Genomic DNA, 24,728 nt, shown 5'->3' with positions numbered 1-24,728 from the left:
GATCCTGTGGGAGCGGGCAAGCCCGCGAAAAGGCCCGTGCAGGACCACACCCTACTTCCGAGCTTCCAGAATCAGGTTGAACGGTGTCTGCGTCGCACGCCGGAAGCGGCCGAACCCCGCTTCCTCGAACACCGCCCGCAAGCGCGCCTCACCGGCTTGCGCACCCAACCCCAAGCCCACCTCCTGCGACAGCGAATTCGGCGTGCAGATGAAGGTAGAGGCTGCGTAGAACAAGCGCCCTACCGGCGTCAGGTTGCCGTCCAGCGAATCCTCGGCAAAAGGTTCTACCAGCATGACCGTGCCGTCAGCCTTCAACGCCCGATAGGCATGCTTGGCCGCCCCCACCGGGTCGCCCATGTCGTGCAGGCAATCGAAGAAGCACACCAGGTCATGGTCATGCCCCGGGTAATCCTTCGCACTGGCCTGCTGAAAACTCACCCGCTCGGCTAGCCCCGCCTCACGCGCACGATCGTTGGCGGTGGTGATGGAAGGCCCGTGATAGTCGTAGCCGACGAAGGTAGACGCTGGAAACGCCTGGGCCATGACCAGCGTCGAGGCGCCATGCCCGCAGCCTACATCCGCGACCTTGGCCCCCGCCTGTAGCTTGGCCACCACACCCTCGAGCGCTGGCAACCACTCAGCGACCAGAAACGTACGGTAGCCGGGTCGGAAAAACCGCTCGGTACCGCTGAACATGCAGGGGTGGTGGTCCCCCCAGGCCAGCCCGCCATCGCCTCGCATGGCCGCGACCAGCTTGTCCTTGTCATGGAACAGCGCAGCGATCACGGCGGCCCCACCGGCCATATAAGCCGGGGAGTCCTCCAGCGCCAGGGCCATGGCCTGCTCTTCGGGCAGCACAAAAGAGCCCTTGACGTGTGCCATGTAACCCGAAGCGGCCTGGGCGTTCAGCCATTCGCGCACCAGCCGCGGATGGCAGCCGGTTTTTTCCGCCAGCGCTTCGGGGGTAATTGGCTGGCTATCAGCCATCGCTCGATACAACCCCAGTTCGTCGCCCAGGATGACATTGGCCAGGGTCGCCGCTGCGCCCATGTCGCCCACCAGCTTGCCCATGAAATCGTGAAGCCTTGCCTCGTCCATGACCTGCCCTCCTCTGCAAGAAGGCCATCGCCAGCGAGGGAACTCCGATCCGGGGAGGCGGTGGTCGGTTCAAGGGTTTGTGCTCGCCCTACAGCGCGTTATCGCGAGCACTGGGTAAGTCTAGATCTTCTGCCCGCACGCAACGGGATCCCGACCACATAGCGGCTCAATTCATCCATCAGGTAACAAATCCTAAACAACACTGTGACATTTTTTTTCAGCTTTCCTATCAAGGAGCTGAACGATGAAAGTCACGGTTTTCGGTACCGGCTATGTCGGCCTCACCCAGGCAGTGTGCCTGGCGCAGGTGGGGCACTCGGTGTTGTGCATGGATGTCGACGCTGAGCGGGTCGCCACCCTCAATGAAGGCCATTGCCCGATCTTCGAGCCCGGCCTTGCGCCGATGCTGGAAAAAAACCTGGCTTGTGGCCGCCTGCGCTTCACCACTGACGCCAGGGCAGCAGCCAACTACGCCAGGCTGCAGTTCATTGCAGTCGGCACACCGCCGCAAGCCGATGGCAGCGCTGACCTGAAGCAGGTGTTCGCCGTGGTCGACAGCATTCTCGAACACGCTGACGGCGCGGTGATCGTCAACAAGTCCACCGCGCCGGTCGGCACGGTGCACCGCATCAAGTCGCGCATAGCCCAGTCCGTCGCCGCCCCCGCTCGCTTCCAGGTAATCAGCAACCCGGAGTTTCTCAAGGAAGGCTCGGCCGTGGACGACTGCATGCGGCCGGACCGCATCATCATCGGCGGCGCCGAACCGGCCGAGGTGGCGTTGTTGCGCGAGCTGTACCTGCCGTTCAGCCGCAACCGCGAAAAACTCATGATCATGGATGCACGCAGCGCCGAGCTGACCAAGTATGCGGCCAACTGCATGCTGGCGACCAAGATCTCCTTCATCAACGAAATCGCCAACCTGGCCGAGCACCTGGGGGCCGACATCGAAATGGTGCGCCGCGGCATCGGCTCCGACCCGCGCATCGGTTACGACTTCATCTACGCCGGCTGCGGCTTTGGCGGCTCGTGCTTCCCCAAGGACCTGCAAGCCCTGCGCCGCAGCGCCGAGGCTGAAGGCTTCGAGGCGCAGTTGCTGCGTGCGGTGGAGTCGGTCAACGAACATCAGAAGGGTCGGCTGTTCAGCAAGATCCAGCGGCATTATCCCGATGGCCTGCGGGGCAAGGTATTCGCCCTGTGGGGCTTGTCGTTCAAGCCCAACACCAATGACATCCGCGAAGCCTCCAGCCGAACCTTGCTGGAAGCGCTGTGGGCTGCTGGCGCGCGAGTACAGGCCCACGACCCGCAGGCGATGGACGAAATCCTTCGGCATTACGGCCTGCGCGCCGATTTGCAACTGGTGCCGTGCAAGGACGATGCACTGGAAGGCGCCGATGCGCTGGTCATCGTCACCGAGTGGCAGGACTATCGTGTGCTGAATCTGGACAAGGTGCAGGAGCTGTTGGCCGATCGAGTGGTGTTCGACGGCCGCAACCTGTTTGAACCCGAGCACATGACCGCCGCCGGCCTGACCTACTACGGTATCGGCCGCGGCCAGGTGCAGCCAGCATGCCCGTACTGATTACCGGTGTGGCCGGCTTTATCGGGTTCCACGTCGCGTGCCGCCTGTGCGAGGCTGGCATCGAGGTGATCGGCATCGACAACCTCAATGCCTACTACAGTGTCGAGCTGAAACGGGCGCGCCTGCAACAGCTGTCCAGCTTCGCCAATTTCCGCTTCCAGCCCCTCGACATCGCCAACAGCGTCGACCTGCAACAGCTGTTCAGCGGGCAGGCGTTCAGTGAAGTGATCCACTTGGCGGCCCAGGCCGGGGTGCGCTATTCGCTGGACAACCCCGGCGCCTATGGCCAGGCCAACCTGGTCGGTTTCCTCAATATGCTCGAAGCCTGCCGCCAGCAACCGCCGCGCCACTTGATCTACGCCTCCAGCAGCTCGGTGTACGGCGCCAACGCCAAGCTGCCGTTCAGCGTCGACGATCCGGTCGAGCAGCCGGTGTCGCTCTATGCCGCCAGCAAGCGCGCCAATGAGCTGATGGCGCACAGCTATGCTCACCTGTATCGCCTACCGACCACGGGTTTGCGCTTTTTCACCGTCTACGGTCCTTGGGGCCGCCCCGACATGGCGCTGTTCAAGTTCACCCGCGCCATGCTCGAAGGACGCCCGATCGAGATCTACAACAACGGCCTGATGGGGCGCGACTTCACCTACATCGACGACATTGTCGAAAGCATCCTGCGCCTGCGCCTGAAGCCACCACAGCCTGCCCACGGGCGACCGCCCTGCCAGCTGTTCAACATCGGTCGCGGCCAGCCGGTGCGGCTGCTGCATTTCGTCGAGTGTCTGGAGGACGCCTTGGGCATCAAGGCCCAGCGCGACTACCTGCCACTGCAAGCGGGAGACGTGCTGGAGACCTGGGCCGATGTGGGCTCGCTGGCGCGCTGGGTCGACTTCACCCCGGGCACATCGCTGGAACACGGCATTAACGCTTTCGTTGGCTGGTACCGGGATTTTTACCGGGTTTGAGCCGCGCACTCACAACAAGACCACAGGTAGCCTCATGACAGATCCACTTGACCTCTCGGTACTGATCCCCGCCAGGAACGAGGTCGACAACCTGCCATCATTGTTGATGGAAATCCGCGCCGCACTGGCCGCCGAAGACTATGAAGTACTGGTGGTCGATGACGGCAGCAGCGATCGCACCCTGAGCGTACTTCAGCAACTGAAAAGCCAGGGTTACACGCAGCTGCGCATACTGCGCCACGAACGCTCGCTGGGCCAGAGCACCTCGCTTTGGCACGCCGCGCAGGCTGCCCGCGGCCACTGGCTGGCCACCCTCGACGGCGACGGCCAGAACGACCCGGCAGACATCCCTGGCATGCTCGACCTGGTGCGCGCCAACCAGGCATTGGCCGGTGGCGTGAAACTGGTCGCCGGGCACCGCGTCAACCGCCGAGACAGCGCGAGCAAGCGCTGGGCTTCGCGTGTTGCCAACGGCTTGCGCAGCCGCCTGCTCAAAGACGCCACGCCAGACACCGGCTGCGGGCTGAAGCTGATCGAGCGCGCAGCCTTCCTGCGCCTGCCTTACTTCGACCACATGCACCGCTTCATCCCGGCCCTGATCCTGCGCCACAACGGCCGCATGCTGGTGCACCCGGTCAATCACCGACCACGCCATGCCGGGGTGTCCAAGTACGGCAACCTGGACCGCGCCCTTGTCGGCATCCTCGACTTGTTCGGGGTGTGGTGGCTGATTCGCCGCACCCGCCTGGGCAGCCGCCCGCAGGAGTTTGAAGGATGACCCGCGAAACCCTGTGGCTGATCATCGGCTTCGCCGGTCAGGCGGTGTTCACCGGGCGCTTCGTGCTGCAGTGGCTGTACAGCGAGTTCAAGCGCCGCAGCGTGATCCCGGTAGGTTTCTGGTACCTGAGCATGCTCGGCAGTGCGCTGCTGCTGACCTACGCCATCTACCGCCAGGACCCGGTGTTCATCATCGGCCAGAGCTTCGGCTTTCTGGTCTACCTGCGCAACCTGCAACTGATCGCCCGCCACCAGGAACAGAAGGAATAGCCCTTGCCGAGGTTCAAGACGCTTGGGGCCGAACGCCTGGCCCTGATTGCCCTCGCCGTAGTGTTGGTGGGTGCAGGTATCGGCTGGCGACAGCCGATGAATGTGGATGAAGAGCGCTTTCTCGGCGTAGCCCTGGAAATGCTGCAAAGCGGCAACTGGTTCATCCCCCACCGGGCAGCGGAAATCTACGGCGACAAGCCGCCGCTGTTCATGTGGACCGTGGCCCTGTTCAGCCAACTGACCGGCTCGCCCAAGGTTGCCCTCTACCTGCCCGGGTTGATGTCGGCGGCAACCATCACCTGGGTGCTGCACGACCTGGGGCGGCGCCTGTGGAACCGGCGCATTGGCGTGATCGCCGCCTTGCTGTTCCTGGCCACCTACCAGAGCTACAGCATCCTGCGCACCGGACAGATCGACAGCTTCCTGTGCCTGTGGGTGGCGTTGGGTTTCTATGGCATGGTGCGCCACCTGCTATTGGGGCCGGCGTGGGGTTGGTTCTACCTGGCCTGTGCGGCCATGGGGCTGGGCATCATCAGCAAAGGCGTGGGCTTTGTCCCGGCGCTGATGCTGCTGCCCTATGCCTGGGCGGTGCGCCAAGGCTGGCACGGCGTTGTGGCCATGCCTGGCCAGGGTTGGCGCTGGAGCCTTGGGCTGCTTTGCCTGCTGGCCGGTTGCGCGGTGTGGCTTGTGCCCCTGCTGATGTCGATCGCCCAGGGCGGTGGCGCAGCGGAGCTGGCCTACCTCAAGGAAATCTTGCTGCGCCAGACCGCCAGCCGCTATACCAATGCCTGGGACCATCGCGAGCCATTCTGGTACTTCTTCGTCAAGGTCATTCCCAAGTACTGGCTGCCGCTGGTGCTGGCCCTGCCTTGGCTGGTACCGGCCTGGCGACGCCAGCTGCAAAAGCGCGACGGGCGCTTCTTGCTGCTACTCGGCTGGGTGGCGTTGGTGCTGCTGTTTTTCAGCCTCAGCAGCGGCAAGCGCAAGTTGTACATCTTCCCAGCGCTGCCGGGCCTGGTGCTGGCCATCGCCCCGCTGATACCGTGGCTGCTCAAACGCTGGTTGCTGGGCCGGCCGGCCTGGCGCAAAGCCTTTGTCGCCGTGGCCCTGCTATGGTTCGCGCTGTGGTTCGCCCGCGGCTTCGTCGAGCCGCTGAAGGAGGGCCGCAACCCGCATGAGACGCTGATGAGCGAAGCGGCACGCGCCACCGGCGGTGCCGAGCTGGTGCTGGTCAACTGGCGCGAAGGGCATTGGCTGTTTGCCCGACAGCCCATCGTGCATTTCGGCTTTACCGGACAATCCAGGGCGGATGCGGCGGTCTATTGGCTGCGCCACAACCCCACCGCCTTCGCCCTGATCCCGGCCTCTGAACTGGGCCGCTGCTTCAGTGCCGACAAGGCCCGCAAGCTTGGCGAGACTTCGCGGGCTGAGTGGTATGTAGTGCGTGCCGATGCCGACAACGGCATGTGCCAAACCACTCCCCCGAGTCACGTCTACCGCTTTGCCTGGGCAGACGCGCCCGTGGCTCGTTAAAACCTGCGCCCCGCCGTGCTACGGCGCAGCGGTGCCGGCTGGCGGATCGAGTTGCAGCACCTCGTTGGTGTACGCCCACTCCTTCAATACCTGGTCGGGGTGGTCGTTCAGGCGCGTTCCGTAGGACGGGATGATCTGTTTGATCTTACCCTGCCATTGCGGCGTTGCTACCTTGTCCTTGAACACCTTGTTGAGCACATCGAGCATGATCGGTGGCGCGGTCGAGGCCCCCGGCGAGGCACCTAGCAACCCGGCGATGCTACCGTCCCTGGACATCACCACCTCCGTACCGAGCTTGAGCACGCCACCCAATGCCTCGTCCTTCTTGATGATCTGTACCCGCTGGCCCGCCTGCCACAGCCGCCAGTCTTCCTTCTTCGCCTCGGGGAAGTAGGTGCGCAGCGCTTCGAAGCGGTCATTGTCGGATTGCAGCACCTGGCCGACCAGGTACTGCACCAGGTCAAACTCGCGTACCCCTACCCGTACCATCGGCCAGGCATTGTGCACGCTGGTACTGGCAAGCAGGTCGAGCAGCGAGCCTTGCTTGAGGAACTTGGTCGAGAAGGTGGCGAACGGCCCGAACAGGATCATGCGCTTGCCATCGAGCACCCGGGTGTCCAGGTGCGGCACCGACATGGGTGGCGCACCGGTGGCGGCAATGCCGTAGGCCTTGGCCATGTGCCGCTGGGCGATGGCCGGGTTATCAGTGACCAGGAACGAACCGCCGACCGGGAAACCCGCATAGTCCTTGGCTTCGTCGATGCCCGACTTCTGCAGCAGGGGTAACGCCGCACCGCCGGCACCAATGAACAGGAATTTGGCGTCGGTGGCCGCCTTGCTGCCATCGTTGAGGTTCTTGTACTCGACATGCCAGGAACCGTCGCCGTTACGGGTGATTTCCTGTACCTCGGTGGACAGCTTGAGATCGAAGTTCGGCCGGGTCTGCAGATAGCCCACATATTGCCGGGTAATCTCGCCAAAGTTGACGTCGGTGCCAATCGGGGTCCAGGTTACCGCCAGTTTCTGGTTTGGATCGCGCCCTTCCATCATCAACGGTACCCATTTGCGGATCTGCTCATGGTCCTCGGAGTACTGCATGGGCTTGAACAACGGGCTGGCCTGCAGCGCTTCATAGCGCTTCTTCAGGAAGCGGATGTTGTCGTCACCCCAGACGAAACTCATGTGAGGCGTGGTATTGATAAACGAATGCGGGTTCTTCAAAACCCCCTGTTTGACCTGCCAGGCCAGGAACTGGCGGGTGATCTGGAACGACTCGTTGATCTCCACCGCCTTGCTGATGTCGATCTTGCCGTCTTTTTCCGGGGTGTAGTTGAGTTCGGCCAGGGCCGAGTGGCCGGTGCCTGCGTTGTTCCAGCCGTTGGAGCTTTCTTCGGCCACCTTGTCCAGGCGCTCGACCATTTCCATTGACCAGCCCGGCTCCAGTTCGTTGAGCCAGACCGCCAGCGTGGCGCTCATGATGCCACCGCCCACCAGCATGACATCGACCTTCCTGGTTTCCGCAGCCTGGGCGTTGAGCATGCCAAAGGCCAAGGCCAGCCCGGCCAGTGCCAGCTCCGGCTTCAGGGTAATTTTCATAACCTTTTCCGCGCCTCGTTGCTCTCCGTAAGTCAGCCTCAAGCTTAGCTGACGGATTTACTCGGGCATGGCTGGCGTACAACCACTTGCAATCCGGGACATCTCAAAATACTGTATGAATATTCAGTACAAAGAGACAGACCCATGCAACTCATCGCCAAGCTCGGCATCCTGGCCGACGCCGCCAAGTACGACGCATCCTGCGCCAGCAGCGGTGCGCCCAAGCGCAATTCGCGCGGCGGCGACGGCCTGGGCGCCACCAACGGCATGGGTATCTGTCACAGCTACACCCCCGACGGCCGTTGCGTATCGCTGCTCAAGGTATTGTTGACCAACTTCTGCCTGTACGACTGCCAGTACTGCGTGAATCGCCGTTCCAGCAACGTCCCCCGCGCGCGCTTCAGCCCTGAGGAAGTGGTACGCCTGACTCTGGATTTCTACCGACGCAATTGCATCAGCGGCCTGTTCCTCAGCTCCGGCATCATCCGTTCGGCGGACTACACCATGGAACAGCTGATCCGCGTAGCTCGGCTGTTGCGCGAAGAGCACAACTTCCGCGGCTACATTCACCTCAAGACCATCCCCGATGCCGACCCGCTGCTGATCGAAGAGGCTGGCCGACTGGCCGACCGCCTCAGCGTCAACATCGAACTGCCCACCGAAGCCAGCCTCAAGCGCCTGGCGCCAGAAAAACACGCGCATACCATCCGTCAGGCCATGGGCGTCATTCACCAGGGCCAGCAAGCCGTGGCCAACGAACCCAAGGCCCCGCGCTTTACCCCTGCCGGGCAAAGCACCCAGGTCATCGTCGGCGCCGACAGCACCGACGACAGCACCCTGCTGCGCAATGCCGAGTCGCTGTACCAAGGTTACGGCCTGAAGCGCGTGTATTACTCAGCCTTCAGCCCGATCCCCGACAGCCCGGGCAGCGTGCCCCTGGCTGCCCCACCGCTGCTGCGCGAGCACCGCCTTTACCAGGCCGACTTCCTGCTGCGTGGCTACGGCTACAAGGCGGGTGAGCTGCTTGGGCAAAGCGGCAACCTGGCGCTGGATATCGACCCCAAGCTGGCCTGGGCGCTGGCCAACCGTGACGTTTTTCCGCTGGATGTAAACCGCGCCGAGCCTGCGCTGCTGGCGCGCATTCCCGGTATTGGTCTGCGTAGCGTGCAACGCCTGGTCGCGCTGCGCCGGGAACGGCGAATCCGCTATGACGACCTGATCCAGTTGCGCTGCGTGCTGGACAAGGCGCGGCCGTTCATCGTCACCAGCGATTACCGCCCAGCCCAGGGGGAGCTGCGCAGCGGCTTGCTGCGGGCACGTTTGCGGGAGCCGCAGGCACCCGTGCAGATGGGGCTGTGGGGATGATTGCGCTCAACTGCGATGACCGGTTCGTCACGTGGCGGGATCAGGCCCGCGTGTTGCTCGGGCATGGCATCGACCCTTCGCAAGTCACCTGGTCACAAGGCCCGATGGCAGACCTGCTGGCAGTGCCTGCGTCGCCCCCCGAAGGCCCTGGCCCTTTTCGCGCCAAGGTGCCTGCCGCGCTGCTGAACCAGTTGGAACAGGCTGCGCGTTACTGCGGCGAGCAACGGTGGAACCTGTTGTACGAAGTGCTCTGGCGGGTGGCCCATGGTGACCGCACGGCCATGCTGGCGGGCGACCGATTGGGCAGTGAACTGCAACGGCGCATCAAGCAAGTCAGCCGAGAGGCGCATCACCTGCATGCGTTTGTGCGCTTCGTGCCGTTGCCAGAAGCGTTGGCAGAACGGCTGCAACTTGATCTGGTCGCCTACCACGAACCGGCGCATGACATTCTGGAGAGTGCCAGCCCCCATTTTGCCGATCGCCTGGGGCGTTTGCGCTGGTTGATCGCCACACCACAGGATGGCATTCGGTTCGACGGACAGGTGTTCGATTACCAACGTCGGTGCCCCGAGCGCTGGCAGCAATGGGCGCGCAACGCTGAAGACCCGGGTGCCGAACTATGGCGCACCTATTACCGCCATACCTTCAACCCCGCCCGCCTCAACCCCGATGCCCTGCGCCTGCACATGCCCGGGCGGTTCTGGCGGCATTTGCCGGAAGGCATGCTGATACCGCAACTCGAAGGCCTGGCCCGCCAAGGCAAACAGCGGGACGGCCAAGCCCTTGAAATTGCCGCCAAACCCGGCAAACAGATCAACGCGCCAGCAGATAGCTGAAAACTAACTGTCTCACGTTGTCTTGCATGGCGTCTTAAGGCTTGCACGATCACTGTGGGAGCGGGCGAAGCCCGGGCCATCCACCGCGTTGCCTGCTGGTACGGCGCAAGTCCAGGTCACACACCATCTTTGTGGGAGCGGCTTTAGCCGCGAACACCGGCGTAGCCGGTGCCATCGACTTCAATACCTGCTTCACAAGCCCCTCTTACAGCAGCCACCCAGCATCCCCTTCCTCAAGCACACCACCGTGATCCGTCCGGTCGCCTTTGCGGGCCACCGCCGCACCTTCGATCAGGAAATGCCCGGCCCCACTCTCTATCACCGCGCCACAGGTGGTCAGGTCACCTACCCTGGCAACCGGCCTGCCGTTAAACGTATACGTAGCGCTCCCGCTTTCGACCTGGTTTACCCCATGCAGCGGACAGTTGTGTTGGTGGCCTACAAGTACAACCGGATTCATAGGGCTTCTCCTTCAGACGGTGCAGTACGGGATTCGCGGTCAATGTCCGCTGGCCATTCAACTTTCGGCGCCAGGCAGTGCATGTGGCTGAGGCCATCGTCATCGTTCCAGTCGCGGGGTGGGTGCACGAACTTTGGCAAGGCTTCGGGGCCTTGTTGCATGAACAGCCGGGCGATGGCCCAGTAGGCCTCGCCGTGGTAAAGGTCGTGGGTGAAGAAGACGCGGTCGATGACTTCGTTGGTTTCAGGGTTGCGGACCGACAGCATGACGTTTTCTATCAGGCCGCCGTGGCCGGGGGCATAGACGCGGTAGACCTCGGCGGTTACGTCGTCCCAGTTGTAGGCGACAGGTTTGACGCCCCAGTGTTTGCGGCTGAAAAGATAGATGTAGTTGAATCTAAATTGGTAGAGATAGATTTTCCGACGCAGGCGATTGAAACGAATGGGTTCGTCCCTTGGGAGCATCAGGTCCATCTTTACATGGGATGCAAGTGCCCACATGGCGATCGGCGGCAATAAAACCATGACGAGGCAAACAAACCAGTCACGCGACCAATTAACATTCAACATTAGCGAATATAGATATATGGCCATTCCAAATGATATGACTAAAGTTGCCCCTCCTACCAGAGCCGCAACACCACGCAAACTGACACTCGACCTCGGAAGCTCTAGGCACACATCATCAAGATAATTCGGCGCTGGCTTAACATCCTCAACACCAAAACGCGGAGCTGACTGCGAACTCACATCAGGCAGATCATAGCTCCAAAACAAAGCCCTATCCCAAAGAGCTCTAGGCTTGGCTTTCACTCGTTAAGCTCCTTGACGCAAATCTCAATATAAGCATCCGGCAGCGCTGTATCTGGCCAGTACATTACTAGCAGCGTCGCAGCACCTATGGTGTGCGACCCGATAGTCGGCATCAGTTCTGCAACCCCAGTGATTTCCAGCCAAGATATTGCCAAATCCTCTGACCTCTCGGATTTACGCTTTCTATTCACTGAAATATTTTTTCTATAGTCGGGTAGTCTTGGCTGAGAAAAACCAGAAAATCTTGCCGCTTTAGTGAGAGCCTCAATCGGGAGAGCCTGATATTCATCCACAAGCACAGTTTCTCCACCAATGAAGTCGGGAAAATTGCCATCACCATGCCGATGCACTACGAGGACCAAGCGAAAAGCTGAGCATTCATCACTGTAACCAGGTAACACGACTTGAAATTTAAGTTTATGCTCTAACTCCAAACTGACCAACCCTCCTATCCTGGGCGCAGCCGAATTGATTGACCGATTGGACTCGAAGTTAATCGCCGCGCAAACACCCAGGGTCGCCGCATTAAGCTCTGCAAACGCAATATCCGCATATTCCGGGCTGCCCCAGAATACGGCTGGCTTCTCATCAGCTTTGCCAAAGCAGCAGCGTCGCGCCCATCGCTCCAAGGCTACAGATTCGTTTCCTTCAGCCCACTTGCTGATTGCGTACGCCGTGAGCGCCAGCATCACTGCCAACCCTAAAGGCCCTAATATAAGCGGTTTAAATACTGCACACACAAATACGCCAGTTGAAACGGTGAGCCCAAATCCCGCCCCGATATATATAGCTCCGGCTCTGTTGTCTCCTGCTGCTAGCACGCGCTTTGCTGCAGCAAATGCTTGCGCCGTATCAAATATCCCGGCTATTGCACTAATAATTGCACCAAACTTGATTAGCGAAACGCCAGTTCCCGCCGCGCCCTTAGCCCCGGGTATTGACCTCAGCACGAGCCCAATCAGCTCAATTTGCCCGCCCAGCAACCCCAATTGCGAACCCTGCAACGCCAAACTGGCCTCATGCGCCTTGGACCCAATCTCCGCTTCCGCTTTTTCCTGATTTCTTTCGAGGCTGTCGGATTGCAAGTACAGCCCTCCAATCGCCAGCAGTACTTCCCAGCTTCCCGCCACACCCCGCAAGCCGCTAAAACCAGTTCGCACCAACTGCGCCGCCTGCTGCGAAGTAATACGCATGCCCTGCAACACCTTTCGCGCATCCGCCTCCAGCGTCCCCGCCGCGACCGAGACCTCCACCAAGGTACGCTGCGCCAAGCTGCTTGCCTGAGTTACCTTCATGTTGGCTTCCTCAAACAACCGACCATGCACGTCCGCCGCGGTACCCTCGACCCACACCGAGACACTAATCATGGTGTTGGTAAACCGCGGGTCCAGCACGGCCAAGCTCATCAACCCGTGCTGGATGATCGGCCGCACCTTGTTCCAGGCCTTGGTCGAATGAATGTCGATGTCAGCGATGTTGCGATGCATCCGGTCCCTGGCCTCGGCAATCGAGGCATTGGCCTTGTGCTGCAATTCGCGTAAATGGGCACTCTGCAGGGCGTAGTACTCGCCCAGCTTCATCTTCACTTCCAGCTCGATGAGGTGCACGCCGTTGTACAGGAACTGGGTTGCACTGTTCAGGTGCCGCACGGCGGTCTGAATGCCAGGTGGCAAATTGGGCGACAAGCGTTGGCTGGCGGCGTTGAGCGCGCCTTGGGTTTCGGCAATGGCTTGCTTGAGGGTGTTGCGCATGCGCAAGCCGGCATCGTCGCTGGCGATGATTTTGCTCAGCATCGAGTAAAGCTTGTCGCTGTCATTCCAGTTGATGGTTTCGGCAGCAGAAAAGCTGGGAAGCAGGCCAGCCAACAACGTACGGTCGCGCATCAGCAATGCGCGGTAGGGTGGGCTGTCTGGATCCTCTAGCCATTTCAGCCAGAGGGTTTCGCTGGTGCCGGCCGCAGGAGCCGCGCCAGGCACAATCGCCTCGGTAATCCCGCCACCCAGGCACAGCGCCATGGTCTTGGCATACGCTACGCCAGATTCACGATGATCGCCGTCGTAATCATACTGCTCGGCCACCTTGAACATGGGCGTGTCGAACAGCGCGGCGTAAGCACGGGCGTCCTTGTCGATGAAGCGCTGGAACTCGGCTTCCTGCTGGTCATACCCGGCCTGGAACGCCGCCCGTTGCGGTTCGTGGTAGCGCTGTTCGAGTTTATCGTCGCTGTCCTTCATCGCTTGCTTGACCATGCGCGGCCGCTCTACCGTCGGATCAACCGGTACAAACGGCCCTCTACCCGCCATCGGCTCCAGCGAAGGCACCTTCTGCGCCGCCCACTCCCGCTGCGTGGCGCGAATGGCCTGCAGGATCTGCGAAGTCTGTAATTGGTAGGCGCGCATGGGGTCCTCACGCCAGAGCTGACGCTTCACCACCCAGTTCAGGCGCTGATGGTTGAACTCTTGAATCAGCCCAACGGTATCGTCGAGCACCACCGCCAGCACGCCGTTCTCCAGCGTGTGCCGGGTCATCGCGTTGACCAGATAGCCCCGCATGGCAAACCGGCGCAGCCAGCGGCTGTGAAACCCATGTGCACTGTCGAACGGTGAACAGCCGCGCTGTGCGTACTCGAACACCTCCTTGTCGACCTGCAGGTTGTCGGGCGTCATGGCAATGCCCAGCAATTCAGGGTTGTTGCGGGCTTGGGTCAGGTCGACCCCCTCGAAGCGGTGCGCGGGCGCCTGGCCCTTCTTGTAGGCATTCAGCACGCTGACCGGCCAGGCATCGCTGGAGAAGGCCAGCCAGGCTGTGCCATACCGGTCGGTATCAATGTTCAGGAAGGCAGAAGGGATATCGTGGTTTTCATTCACGCACTTTTCAGGCAGCGATGCGGGCAGGCCGTCTGACGGTTCATAGGGGTTGAAGCGGCGCAGGTGGCCCTGTTCGCTGACTTCGTAGGCATGCCAGACCTGCTGGTCCAGCAGCACATACAGGTAACCCATGCGCAAGGTGCGCAGGCCCATCTTGGCTGTAACGTGCAGGCTACCGGCGACGGTGGTGACGCAACCTGGGCGCGCATCCGGCACCAAGGCGCGGCGCAGCGGCAGGATCGGCAGGCCCTGGCGCTCGCAGGACATGCACTGGTCGTGCGGCAGCCCGGCTTCGGCTGCCGCAATGGCGATACGTTGGCTGAGGGTCATAAGCGCCTCTCGGCTTCAGGTAGGGGATCGATCAGATGGCACCATTGCGCCTCGGAGTAGCGGGCGAGCATCGGGGCGAGCGGTCGGTGATCGCCGACGGCGGCGTCTACCATCCTGCGCACCGCGGCAACGGTATGGAGCCTGGGGTGGATGCACAGGTGATGGAGGGCAAACACCACAATGTCTTCCTGTGTGCTCAAGCCCAGTCCGCGAGCGTCATCGATATGGTTGGAGACACGCACGGCGGCAAATGGCGGTATCTGGCAATGGCTCGCGTCGTGCGAGCCCGCGCGCAACACTCTCCACATAGCCAGCACTTGCTCGATCAACGGCACGTCATCCTGGATGCGCCGGGCAGGCCCCGGCAAAGGATGGCGCTGCCCGCTTTGCCCTTTCAGGCTCGACAATCTGCCGCCACTGCTCAGGAACAGCCAGTTGCTGACCGGCCACCACGGGCCTTGCTCGACCCGTTCGAACGTTGCTGCAAGCAATTCCAGGCGAACAGGTTCGTAGACCGGATAGAAGCTGAACGCCCGCTCGGCATTGGGTATTCGACACAGGGCCGAGACATGGGCGGCTAGGGTGACCGGCGCAGCCTCACTGAACAGCCAGCCGCTCAGGTAGCGACGGCGCTGATGCAGCCCTCTTTGCGCTGTGCGCGCGGTCAGCTCCAGCAGCGTGCGGCTGGGCATCGCTCCGGGTGAGGCCAGGCATACCAGTACCGGGTGCAGGTGGGGTACATGGGCCAGATCGGCCCTGTGCACTCGGGTCAACGCGGCCTCGCCCAACGCTTCGCGCAGTTGTGCAAGCAGTGCATGGTCGCTTCTACCCGCGATGGCAAGGGGGTCTATCAGTACATGACAATGCAGGTGCGCCGCATGGTGCCCTTCTATGATGTTGGCCAAGGCCTCGCTACTCATCACGACTTGGCCTCGCACTGGTTGCTGGCGTCAGGCGTAAGCTCAAGTGGCTCGCTACTGGCGTTCCCTTCGCCAGTCGCCTTGGTCTGCCCCTGCAGGTCGAGTGTCAAGCCGCTGATGGTAATGCCCTGGGCATCCAGCACGATGCTGGCGCCAGGGCTTCTGAACTCGATGCGTTCACTGGCCAGCAACTGATAGACCGTCGTGCGTTGTTGCACCCCCTGCCCGACGCTGATCGATTGAGCCCCTTTGATCACAAGCTCGCTGTTGTTGCCGATGACAACACGCTGGTTGGCCCCCGTTGTCTGGCTGCGGTTGTTGCCCACTTGTTCGTTCAGGTCATGCTTGATGTCCACACGGCTGTTTTGCCCAATGACCTGGATATGGTCACGGGCCGTGTCCTGGCGGAAGTTGCTGCCGATGCTCAGTTGCTCATCATTACCGACCTGCTCCACGCGATTGCGCCCAATAGTCGTGGTTTCGTCATTGCCCACCACATTGACCTGGTTCCTTTGGGCATGGATGAACACTTCTTCTTTGCCCAGTTCATCCTCGAAACGCAGCTCGTTAAAACCATCGCCCTTATGGGTCTGGCTCTTGATGGTCATCCGCGTCTTGTGCTTGGGCAGGTCATACGGCGGCAGCTGATTGCCACAGTAGGTGCGCCCGGTGATCATCGGCTGGTCCGGGTCAGCGTCGACGTACTGGATGATCACGTCCTGGCCAATGCGCGGAATGGCCATCGAACCCCAGCTGCCGCCGGCCCAGCCTTGCGACACGCGTACCCAGCAGGAACTGAACTCGTTGTCCTGGCTTTCCCGGTCCCAGGGGAAGCTGACCTTCACCCGGCCCCATGGGTCGCAGTAGATCTCCTCGCCCTTGGGCCCCACCACCGTTGCCATCTGCGGGCCGTCGATGCGCGGCTTGGGCAACGGCGCCGGGCGCCATTCGGTTCTGCCGGGCACCAGCACAGCCTCCTGGCAGTAGCGGGTACCTTGCCGGGCACCTGCAGCTTCCTCCTGAAGGCTGGTGAACTGGGTGCCTTCGTGGTGCACGCGGCTTACCCGCCAATGCCTGTTCAGGTCTTCGCGCGGGTGCCCGATCAGGGTGAAGCTCAGCCCCGGTTGCAGGCGCACATCGTCGCCTTCGACCTCGGCCAGGTGGGCGTCATGGCGCCAGGCTGTGATGCGGGTGGCGGTGAAGGGGGCGCCGACGGCCTCGCGCTTGTAGCGACCGGGGTAGTCGAAGCGCTCGTACGTGGTGGACTGGTGCCTGAGGTCGCTGCCCTCGGCACGCTGCTCCTGGCGGTAGGCCGGGTGGGTGAAGGTGTAGTCGCGCTGCACCTGGCGCGCGGTACGTACCTGCTCGCTGTAACGCAGGCGGCGCAGGCACGGCCTGGCCTGATCGCCGCCGCTGTTGGCGTGGTACAGCACCTGGTTGGGGTCGGTGTCGTCCGGCTCGAAAAAGCCTTCGTCCTCGTCATCGTCATCGGGCTTGATGGCGCCCTGGCTGAGCTGCCCCAGCCCCAGCAGCCGGTCGGTGATGAGCAGCTTGTGTAGTTTTGGCGTGTGCTCGAAGCGGTAGACGAAACCCTCTTCGGCGGCCAGGCGGGCGATGAAGTCGAGGTCGGTTTCACCGGCCTGCACGCAGAACTCGCGCACCTCGTGCTTGTCGATGCTTCTCAGCTCGTAGCCGGTGATACCCTGGCGCTTGAGCATGATCTCGAGAATCTGCGGCACGGTTTTCTGCTGGAAGATGCGCCAGTTCGAGCGCAGCCCGGCGCGGGCCAGCACGGGTTCGACCAGGGCGCGATAACGGGTGCGATGGAAGCCCGTTTCACCCTGGCTGAAGGTGCTGACCAGGCCGTGCACGTAGCGCAGCGGGCGCTCGCCGTGCCAGATCGTGAACAGCACCGGCTTGTCGAGCAACTGACCGAAGTCGACATCGTCTTCAAAACTGACCAGTTCCAGCTTCAGCTGGAACGGCGTGCTGATGGCTTCGTCCAGCTCGAACGACACCACTTCGAATTCACTCCGGCCCACCAGCGGCTGGAAGGTAAAGCGCAAATCGGATTGGCTAGGCATGTGGCGTCCCCTGCTACTGCTGCAGAATCGCGTCGAGCGATTCCAGGACTTCGGCGGTGAGCAGGTCGAGGCGGTAGCTGTAGTAGCTGTAAGCGCAGACCATGGCGACGGCCGAGATCACCAGCGGGCTCCACCAGGGCCACTCCCAGCGTCGCGGGCGGTGGGGGCAATGAACGACGTTGGTGTAGGGGTCGCACACCTCTTGCGGCAGGGGGCCACGCAGTTCGCGGATGACCGTGTGCATGCGCGAGATCAGGGCGTTGATGATGTCTTCGCACTTGGGGTCGAGGGCGTGCTTGCCCCGCAGGCCCAGGCAGAAGCAGTAGTACAGGAACTCCAGGACATCCTGGAATTCCTTGGGCGCCTGCATGACCCGTTCGAGCAGCACGAAGATCTTTTCGCCGCCCTGGGTTTCGTCGTGGAAGATGCTGAGCAGCGGCTCGTGGCTCCAGCACGAATTGTTGCCCCAGGGGCGGCTCATCACGGCCTCGTCCAGATACAGGCACAGGGCATAGGAATAGACTTCCTGGTGCACGATGGGGTAGCCGTGCTGCTGGATTTCTTCGCGGATGTTGCTGACCTGGTTTTGCACGGTCTTGTGCACATAGGCGATGTTGGGCAGGTCATCCAGCGTGCGCAGGCGAATGACCAGACCGAACAGCGGGCTCGCCGCGTCGAGCATCAGGTTTTCGAAGCCGCCACGCAGCTGGAACTCCGGGTCGCCGGGGTAACCTTCAAAATCCGGGTCACCTGCTCGCTGCCCCTGGTCAGCCGGATAGGGTGAATCGCTACCCTCCGGCACTTCGAGCATCGCGTAAACGCTGCGTTCTGAAGCGTCATGGGCATCGACAGCGCTGTCGGGTTTTACCGGAGGCAGATCGGATGGGCCGGGCATGAAGGGGTCCTTGTCTTCGAGAAAACTGAAGACATGAACACTATCGGGGAATCAATTCTCCAAGGAGTCTGGGGCTTCCCAAATGCTTGTAGGATCCTTCTCTGAATCTAGTTTCCAAACATTCCGCTGGCAGCATCCTGCTAGAGAATAGGGCCCTGAAAGAGCGGGTTTTCCGCTCCTGCAGGGATCGCACAACGCTTCCACAAGCGCGTTGCGCTCAGCCAAAGAGCCTGGCCAGGCAGGCCAGTTTCTTCTTGTATGATCGCCGCGCCTCCAGCGCCTGCTCCAGGCTCACCGCCAGGAACCTTGCCTGCTGGTTGGGCTGCATCTGGCCGATCAGGTCGAGGTCGGCGCTGATCACCGTGCCGATCATGGCGTAGCCGCCACCCGATACCGCATCACGGTGCAGGATGATCGGTTCCAGCCCCGCTGGCACCTGGATAGAACCGATCGGGTAGCAGCTGTCGACGATGTTGGACGGGTCCGAGCCGGCACCGAACGGTTGCTCCCGCGGCTGGAAACCCAAGGCGCTGCCGCCTTTGTAGCGATAGCCGATACGGTCCGCTTCGGAGCCGACTGTCCAGGCCTGCGTAAAGAAGCTTTGTGCTGCGTCTTCGGTCAGGCGATGAAAGTACAGCCCCGGCACCACCCGCACCACCACCTCGCCGCCCAGGGCCTGGCGCAGGGCCATGGGCAGGCTTGCGCCGGCGCGGGTCGTGCCGCTGGGCACACCAACCGGCAGCACGTCACCTGCCATCAGCTTGCGCCCCTGGAACCCGCCCAATGCCCCCAGCGCGTAGGTGGAGCGGCTACCGAGCACCTCAGGTACATCGATACCACCGGCCACGGCCAGGTAGGCACGGGCGCCCGCCGTGGGAAAGCCGAAGCGCAGCACCTGCCCGGCGCGCACCGCAAATGCCGTGTCGGGGCGCTGCTCGCGGCCCTCCAGCAAAGCGGGCATCTGTGCACCGCATACCGCCACCAGCGCATCCTGCTGGAACTCCAGCTCCGGCCCCACCAGCGCACACTCAAGGGCGGCTGCGCCCGCTGGGTTGCCCACCAGGTGGTTGGCCGCGCGCAGGGCGTACTGGTCGAGTGCACCGGACGGCGGAATGCCCAGGTGGTAGTAGCCTTCACGGCCCAGGTCCTGCACCGAGGTGGCCAGGCCGGGTTTGAGTACCTTGATCATGCCAGTACCTCCTGCAGCGACTTGGGGTAACCGACCGGGTCGGCAAGGAAGGCATCCAGGGAGAACTCGACCGGGCGAATACGCAAGTCGAAACGGCCCTCTTCCACATCTGCCACTGCCTGGTCGTAGGCCCGGCGATCAATGGGCTTGAACTGCACGATGTCACCCGGGCGGAAAAACACCATGTGCGCCTTCAGGTAGTTCAGTGTTTGCCCAGGGTCGTAGATCGGTGCCGGGGTGACGCCGAACATCTGGTAGCCCCCCGCCCCACGCACCGAGTAGATGCAACCGAAGCAACCGCCATGGCCCAGGGTAAGCTTGGGCGTGTCAGTACGCGGGCGCAGGTATTTGGGTACCTGCAGCTGCCGATCACGCTCGACCATCTGGAACATGAAGGGCAGGCCAGCCACGAAGCCGACCATCGACACAAACCACGGCGCACCACTGTGGGCGGCGATAAAAGCATCGACATCCGCCAGCCCGTTTATGCGCGCCGCGTACTCCAGGTCCGTGCTGGCCGGGTCTTGGTGGCGGTCACGGAAACGCATCAGGGTCTCATGGGTCCAGGGGTCGTTGTACAGCACCGGGATCTCGATGATCCGCGTCTGCAACGAACGCTCGGCCACAGCCTGGGCTTCGGCACCTTGCACCGCTTCAAGCAGCGCCTGCGGCGCGATACGGTCCGGGTCGAAGCGGATCTGGAACGAGGCATTGGCCAGGCACACGTCCAGCACACCATCAAGCGCCAGCCGCTCCACTGCGCGGGTGACGGCCATGCCCTTGAAGAAAGCTTCCAGCGACATGCTTTCGCTGACTTCGGCAAACAGGTGCTCGTCGGCGCCGAAGCTGTAGCGGATCGGGGTTGTAGCAAGCGGTTCGGCCATGACTGTTCCTTTTCTTGGAATCTTTATAGAAAGGCAGGCGAAAACAAAATGCACGGGCTCCGGCTTGTCTGTGCCGGATACCTCACAGGTTCAGCGTGGCGCACGCACCACAATACCGGCCGCGTCCAGCGCCCTGCGTGTGGCCTCGACCAGGTCGAGTGCACCCGGGGTATCGCTGTGCAGGCAGATGGAGTCGAATTCGATGGCCAGGTCCTGCCCTTCGACCGTACGCACCAGGCCTTGCTGGCATGCCCGCAACACGCGCTCGGCGACCGCCTTGGGCTCATGGCCCCGCACATTGCGGGTGAATACGATCGAGCCGCTCAGGTCGTACTCACGGTCGGCGTAGAACTCGCGAACCACCGGTTGACCAAGTGCTTGGGCAACACGGCAGATCACCGAGCCCGGCATGCAGTACAGCAGCAGTTCCGGCTCGATCACCCGCAGGTTTTCCACCAGCAGGCGGGCGGCTTCTTCGTCGCGCGCCAGGTGCATGTAAAGCGCGCCGTGGGGTTTGATGTGCTGCAGACTCACCCCCTGAGCACGGGCAATTTCACGCAGTGCGCCCAGCTGATAGAGCATGTCATCGACCAGTTCCTGGGCTGGCGCGTTGATATGCCGGCGGCCAAAGCCGACAAGGTCGCGAAAGCCCGGGTGCGCCCCCACCGCCACGCCGAGGGCCTTGGCCCGCTCGACGGTGCGGCGCATGGTGCCGGGGTCGCCGGCATGAAAGCCCGTGGCGATGTTGGCCGTGCTTATATAGCCCATCAGCTCGCTGTCGACACCGTCGCCAATAGTCCACGGACCAAATCCCTCACCCATGTCCGAGTTGAAATCCACCACCTGCATGACCGTCTCTCCTGGTGCTTGTGACTGCATGCAAGCCACGTTAGATTCTCCTTACCCCCTTGGGAAGATCTATAAACAGATGGGGAGTCTTCGGAAAATCAGATACCTCAGGAGCCCACTGTGTCATTGACCCTGCGTCAGGTCCGCTACTTCGTTGCCACCGCCGAGATCGGCCAGATTTCCCAGGCAGCCATCCACCTGAACATCTCTCAGTCGGCGGTGACTACGGCGATCAAGGAACTGGAAGCCATGCTTGGCGTGATGCTGTTCCAGCGCTCGGCCCAAGGCATGAGCCTGACCGAGGCCGGCCGCCACTTCCTGAACCGCGCCTACGTGATCCTGCGCAGTGTTGACGACGCGCTGAACAGCCCGCTGCCGAACGTGCGCGCCAGCGGCCTGCTGCGCCTGGCGGCAAGCTATACGGTGATCGGCTACTTCCTGCCACACCATCTGCAGCGTCTGGAACACTGGCACCCCGATGTGACCCTGGAGCTGTACGAGCAGGAGCGCAGCGCCATCGAGCAGGGTTTGCTGGAGGGACGTTTCGACATGGCGGTCGTGCTCACCGCCAACCTCACCCACCCCGACATTGTCTCGGAGACACTGTTCAACTCCGAGCGACGGCTGTGGCTGCCTGGCCACCATGCGCTGTGCGAGCGCTCGGCGGTAAGCCTGGCCGATGTCGCCTGTGAGCCGTTCATCCTGTTGACTGTCGATGAGGCCGAGCAAAGCGCCATGCGTTATTGGGAACTGGCCGGGCAGCGCCCGAGCGTGCGGGTGCGGACCAGTTCGGTGGAAGCCGTGCGCAGCATGGTTGCCAATGGCAGTGGTGTGGCGATCTTGTCAGATCTGGTGCACAGGCCTTGGTCGCTGGAGGGCAAGCGCATCGAGACGGTGACCATCAGCGACCCGGTCACACCCATGAGTGTAGGGCTGGCCTGGCACCGTGAGCGGGCATTCAGCCCGGCGATGCAGGCCGTGCGTAATTACTTCCATGATGCGTTCCTGGCGCCCCAGCAGTTGTCCGCCCGGCGCTGAGGGTGTACTGGCAGGGCCGGCCTCTTCGCGGGTAAACCCGCTCCCACAGTTACTGCACCGGCCTTGAGGACAGTGGCTAGCTGAATAAGCCACCGCCCCTGGTGCGACGCGGTCAATGTGGGAGCGGGTTTACCCGCGAAGAGGCCATCACAGGTTTCAGCCGAACGATCAGGCCACAATGCCGTCATAACCTGAGCCGGTGCCGACACGCAAAGAGGACGCGAAATGACCCAGCCCGACCCGTCATATGTCAAATGGCTCGAAGACCGCGCCATGCTCAAGGCTTCCCAGGCGCGCGCCAGCCTGTACTCAGGGCAGTCACGCCTGTGGCAGCAGCCCTACGCCGAAGCCCAGCCCCGCCGCGCCACCGAAATTGCCTCGGTCTGGTTGACCGTGTACCCCGACGCCATCATCGCCCCGCAAGACTGCTCCGTACTTGGCGCCCTGGCTCACGAAGCACTGTGGAAACGCCTGTCGGAGATCGGCATCCAGGGGGTGCACACTGGCCCGATCAAGCTGTCCGGCGGTATCCGTGGCCGCGAACTCACCCCCAGTGTGGACGGTAACTTCGACCGCATCAGCTTCGATATCGACCCGCTGTACGGCAGCGAACAAGAGCTGGTCCAGATGAGCCGCATGGCCGCCGCACACAACGCCGTTACCATCGACGACCTGATTCCCTCGCACACGGGCAAGGGCGCCGACTTCCGCTTGGCCGAGATGGCCCACGGGCCCTACCCGGGGCTGTACCACATGGTCGAAATCCGCGAGGAGGACTGGCCGCTGCTGCCTGAGGTGCCCGCCGGCCGCGATTCGGTCAACCTGCTGCCAGCCCAGTGCGACGAGCTCAAAGCCCGCCATTACATCGTCGGCCAGTTGCAACGGGTGATCTTCTTCGAGCCCGGTGTGAAGGAAACCGACTGGAGCGTCACGCCGCCCATCACCGGTGTCGACGGCAAAACCCGTCGCTGGGTTTACCTGCACTATTTCAAGGACGGCCAACCCTCACTGAACTGGCTAGACCCGACCTTCGCCGCCCAGCAAATGATCATTGGCGATGCCTTGCACGCCCTTGACTGCCTGGGCGCGCGCGGTCTGCGCCTGGACGCCAATGGCTTTCTGGGGGTGGAAACGCGGGCCAGCGGCACCGCCTGGTCAGAAAGCCACCCGCTGTCGATCGTCGGCAATCAGTTGATCGGCGGGATGATACGCAAGGCGGGTGGCTTCAGCTTCCAGGAACTGAACCTGACCCTGGACGACATCGCGCAGATGTCCAAAGGGGGGGCGGACCTGTCCTATGACTTCATCACCCGACCGGCCTATCAGCATGCGCTGCTGACCGGTGATACCGAGTTCCTGCGCCTGATGCTCAAGGAAATGCACGCCTTCGGCATCGACCCCGCCTCGCTGATCCATGCCCTGCAGAACCACGACGAGCTGACGGTGGAGCTGGTGCATTTCTGGACCCTGCACGCCCACGACATGTACCTGTACAAGGGCCAGACCTTGCCAGGGAGTATTTTGCGTGAGCATATCCGTGAAGAAATCTACGAACGCCTCTCGGGCGAGCACGCCCCCTACAACCTGCGCTTCGTCACCAATGGCATTGCCTGCACCACGGCCAGCCTGATCGCCGCAGCGTTGGGCATCCGCGACCTTGAGCAAATCGGTGCGGCCGAAATCGAGCTGATTCAGAAAGTGCATCTGCTGCTGGTCATGTACAACGCCATGCAGCCTGGGGTGGTCGCGCTGTCCGGCTGGGACCTGGTCGGCGCCCTGCCCTTGCCCGCCGAAGCGGTCGCGCAGCGGATGCTGGATGGCGATACCCGCTGGATTCATCGAGGCGGTTACGACCTGGCCGGGCTCGCCCCACAGGCGGAGGAGTCAGTGCGCGGAATGCCGCGGGCTCGGGCATTGTATGGCAGCCTCGACAGCCAGCTGGAACAGGGTGATTCGTTTGCCTGCAAAGTGAAGAAGCTGCTGGCCGTGCGGCAGGCCTATGGCATCGCCACCAGCCGCCAGGTGCTGGTGCCTGAGGTCAGTAGCCCGGGGTTGCTGGTCATGGTTCATGAACTGCCATCCGGGCGCGGTATCCAGATCAGCGCACTGAACTTTGGCCAGGAAGTTATTGCCGAGGAGTTGCAGTTGACCGGGTTTACGCCGGGGCCGGTCGTGGACATGATCAACGAAACGGTCGAAGGGGACCTGACCGAAGACGGGCGATTGCTGGTGAACCTGGACCCGTACGAGGCACTGTGCCTGCGAATCGTCAACAGCAGTGGACATGTGTAAACGGCGCCGGGCCAGGGCAGTGCAGCAGAGGGGCAGGTCGGTCTTGCAATTAGAGCGCTACGGGCATAGCGTTCGGGAGATTTCTTTTCCGT

Annotated in this window: 20 protein-coding genes; 9 read left to right on the top strand and 11 right to left on the bottom strand. The window is 62.3% G+C overall.

Translation table 11 applies throughout. From position 1 onward, the window contains the following. Nucleotides 1-51: 51 nt before the first annotated feature. A complete protein-coding gene (locus OZ911_RS13335) occupies nucleotides 52-1,098 on the bottom strand; it encodes a class I SAM-dependent methyltransferase (protein WP_023048171.1) in 1,047 nt (348 codons plus the stop codon). Between the two features lie 244 nt (nucleotides 1,099-1,342). Here OZ911_RS13335 and OZ911_RS13330 point away from each other — a divergent pair, with 244 nt between their 5' ends. The 5 genes from OZ911_RS13330 to OZ911_RS13310 are packed head-to-tail and all read left to right on the top strand — an operon-like array spanning nucleotide 1,343 to nucleotide 6,219. After that, a complete protein-coding gene (locus tag OZ911_RS13330; RefSeq protein WP_016486578.1) occupies nucleotides 1,343-2,677 on the top strand; it encodes a UDP-glucose dehydrogenase family protein in 1,335 nt (444 codons plus the stop codon). Next, nucleotides 2,665-3,639 (top strand): NAD-dependent epimerase/dehydratase family protein, encoded by a 975-nt coding sequence (locus OZ911_RS13325; protein ID WP_023048172.1) that lies wholly within the window; start codon nucleotides 2,665-2,667, stop codon nucleotides 3,637-3,639. Before OZ911_RS13330 ends, OZ911_RS13325 begins: the two co-directional genes overlap by 13 nt. Before the next feature lie 34 nt (nucleotides 3,640-3,673). Beyond that, the gene (locus OZ911_RS13320) at nucleotides 3,674-4,417 is read left to right on the top strand and encodes a glycosyltransferase family 2 protein (protein ID WP_016486576.1); all 744 of its coding nucleotides are present in this window, start codon (nucleotides 3,674-3,676) and stop codon (nucleotides 4,415-4,417) included. Continuing rightward, entirely contained in the window at nucleotides 4,414-4,686 is a 273-nt protein-coding gene (locus tag OZ911_RS13315) for a lipid-A-disaccharide synthase N-terminal domain-containing protein (RefSeq protein ID WP_016486575.1), read from the top strand. The genes OZ911_RS13320 and OZ911_RS13315 overlap by 4 nt, the downstream gene beginning before the upstream one ends. Nucleotides 4,687-4,689: 3 nt before the next feature. After that, entirely contained in the window at nucleotides 4,690-6,219 is a 1,530-nt protein-coding gene (locus OZ911_RS13310) for an ArnT family glycosyltransferase (protein ID WP_060516585.1), read from the top strand. 18 nt (nucleotides 6,220-6,237) lie between these two features. Here the strand turns inward: OZ911_RS13310 and mqo are convergent, their stop codons facing one another. Next, entirely contained in the window at nucleotides 6,238-7,815 is a 1,578-nt protein-coding gene (gene mqo, locus OZ911_RS13305; protein WP_023048175.1) for a malate dehydrogenase (quinone), read from the bottom strand. Nucleotides 7,816-7,959: 144 nt separating this feature from the next. On the opposite strand from mqo, the gene OZ911_RS13300 reads away from it, so the two are divergent. Both OZ911_RS13300 and OZ911_RS13295 read left to right on the top strand, forming a co-directional pair. Beyond that, nucleotides 7,960-9,180: a putative DNA modification/repair radical SAM protein gene (locus OZ911_RS13300; protein ID WP_016486573.1), complete on the top strand. Its 1,221-nt coding sequence runs from the start codon at nucleotides 7,960-7,962 to the stop codon at nucleotides 9,178-9,180. Beyond that, nucleotides 9,171-10,016, top strand: coding sequence for a TIGR03915 family putative DNA repair protein (locus OZ911_RS13295; RefSeq protein ID WP_016486572.1), 846 nt, complete (start codon nucleotides 9,171-9,173; stop codon nucleotides 10,014-10,016). The genes OZ911_RS13300 and OZ911_RS13295 overlap by 10 nt, the downstream gene beginning before the upstream one ends. A gap of 205 nt (nucleotides 10,017-10,221) precedes the next feature. On the opposite strand, the gene OZ911_RS13290 is transcribed toward OZ911_RS13295, so the two are convergent. From OZ911_RS13290 to OZ911_RS13250, 9 genes are all read right to left on the bottom strand, one after another. Beyond that, entirely contained in the window at nucleotides 10,222-10,476 is a 255-nt protein-coding gene (locus tag OZ911_RS13290; protein WP_023048176.1) for a PAAR domain-containing protein, read from the bottom strand. After that, a complete protein-coding gene (locus OZ911_RS13285) occupies nucleotides 10,473-11,288 on the bottom strand; it encodes a DUF6708 domain-containing protein (protein WP_231995329.1) in 816 nt (271 codons plus the stop codon). Before OZ911_RS13285 ends, OZ911_RS13290 begins: the two co-directional genes overlap by 4 nt. Further along, a complete protein-coding gene (locus tag OZ911_RS13280) occupies nucleotides 11,285-14,485 on the bottom strand; it encodes a T6SS effector BTH_I2691 family protein (protein WP_268968677.1) in 3,201 nt (1,066 codons plus the stop codon). Before OZ911_RS13280 ends, OZ911_RS13285 begins: the two co-directional genes overlap by 4 nt. Next, nucleotides 14,482-15,405: a hypothetical protein gene (locus OZ911_RS13275; RefSeq protein ID WP_070086989.1), complete on the bottom strand. Its 924-nt coding sequence runs from the start codon at nucleotides 15,403-15,405 to the stop codon at nucleotides 14,482-14,484. Before OZ911_RS13275 ends, OZ911_RS13280 begins: the two co-directional genes overlap by 4 nt. Beyond that, nucleotides 15,405-17,489, bottom strand: a complete 2,085-nt coding sequence (locus OZ911_RS13270) for a type VI secretion system Vgr family protein (protein ID WP_268968676.1) — start codon at nucleotides 17,487-17,489, stop codon at nucleotides 15,405-15,407. The genes OZ911_RS13275 and OZ911_RS13270 overlap by 1 nt, the downstream gene beginning before the upstream one ends. A gap of 13 nt (nucleotides 17,490-17,502) precedes the next feature. After that, nucleotides 17,503-18,384: a type IVB secretion system protein IcmH/DotU gene (icmH, locus tag OZ911_RS13265; protein WP_060516590.1), complete on the bottom strand. Its 882-nt coding sequence runs from the start codon at nucleotides 18,382-18,384 to the stop codon at nucleotides 17,503-17,505. Between the two features lie 217 nt (nucleotides 18,385-18,601). Further along, entirely contained in the window at nucleotides 18,602-19,573 is a 972-nt protein-coding gene (locus OZ911_RS13260) for a 5-oxoprolinase subunit C family protein (protein ID WP_024717963.1), read from the bottom strand. Then, nucleotides 19,570-20,457, bottom strand: a complete 888-nt coding sequence (locus OZ911_RS13255) for a 5-oxoprolinase subunit B family protein (protein WP_023049312.1) — start codon at nucleotides 20,455-20,457, stop codon at nucleotides 19,570-19,572. Before OZ911_RS13255 ends, OZ911_RS13260 begins: the two co-directional genes overlap by 4 nt. 90 nt (nucleotides 20,458-20,547) lie before the next feature. After that, a complete protein-coding gene (locus OZ911_RS13250; RefSeq protein ID WP_016486564.1) occupies nucleotides 20,548-21,306 on the bottom strand; it encodes a 5-oxoprolinase subunit PxpA in 759 nt (252 codons plus the stop codon). Nucleotides 21,307-21,426: 120 nt separating this feature from the next. Between OZ911_RS13250 and OZ911_RS13245 the strand changes: the two genes are divergently transcribed. Next, nucleotides 21,427-22,344 carry a LysR family transcriptional regulator gene (locus tag OZ911_RS13245; protein WP_023049313.1) on the top strand — a complete coding sequence of 306 codons (918 nt, stop codon included), beginning with the start codon at nucleotides 21,427-21,429 and terminating at the stop codon, nucleotides 22,342-22,344. 225 nt (nucleotides 22,345-22,569) lie between these two features. After that, the gene (gene treS, locus OZ911_RS13240) at nucleotides 22,570-24,636 is read left to right on the top strand and encodes a maltose alpha-D-glucosyltransferase (RefSeq protein ID WP_060516598.1); all 2,067 of its coding nucleotides are present in this window, start codon (nucleotides 22,570-22,572) and stop codon (nucleotides 24,634-24,636) included. Nucleotides 24,637-24,728 lie beyond the last annotated feature (92 nt).

This window comes from Pseudomonas fortuita (assembly GCF_026898135.2).
Taxonomy (GTDB): Bacteria; Pseudomonadota; Gammaproteobacteria; order Pseudomonadales; family Pseudomonadaceae; genus Aquipseudomonas; species Aquipseudomonas fortuita.
The sequence above is the reverse complement of the archived record's forward strand: the minus strand, read 5'-3'. Positions and strand labels throughout refer to the sequence as shown.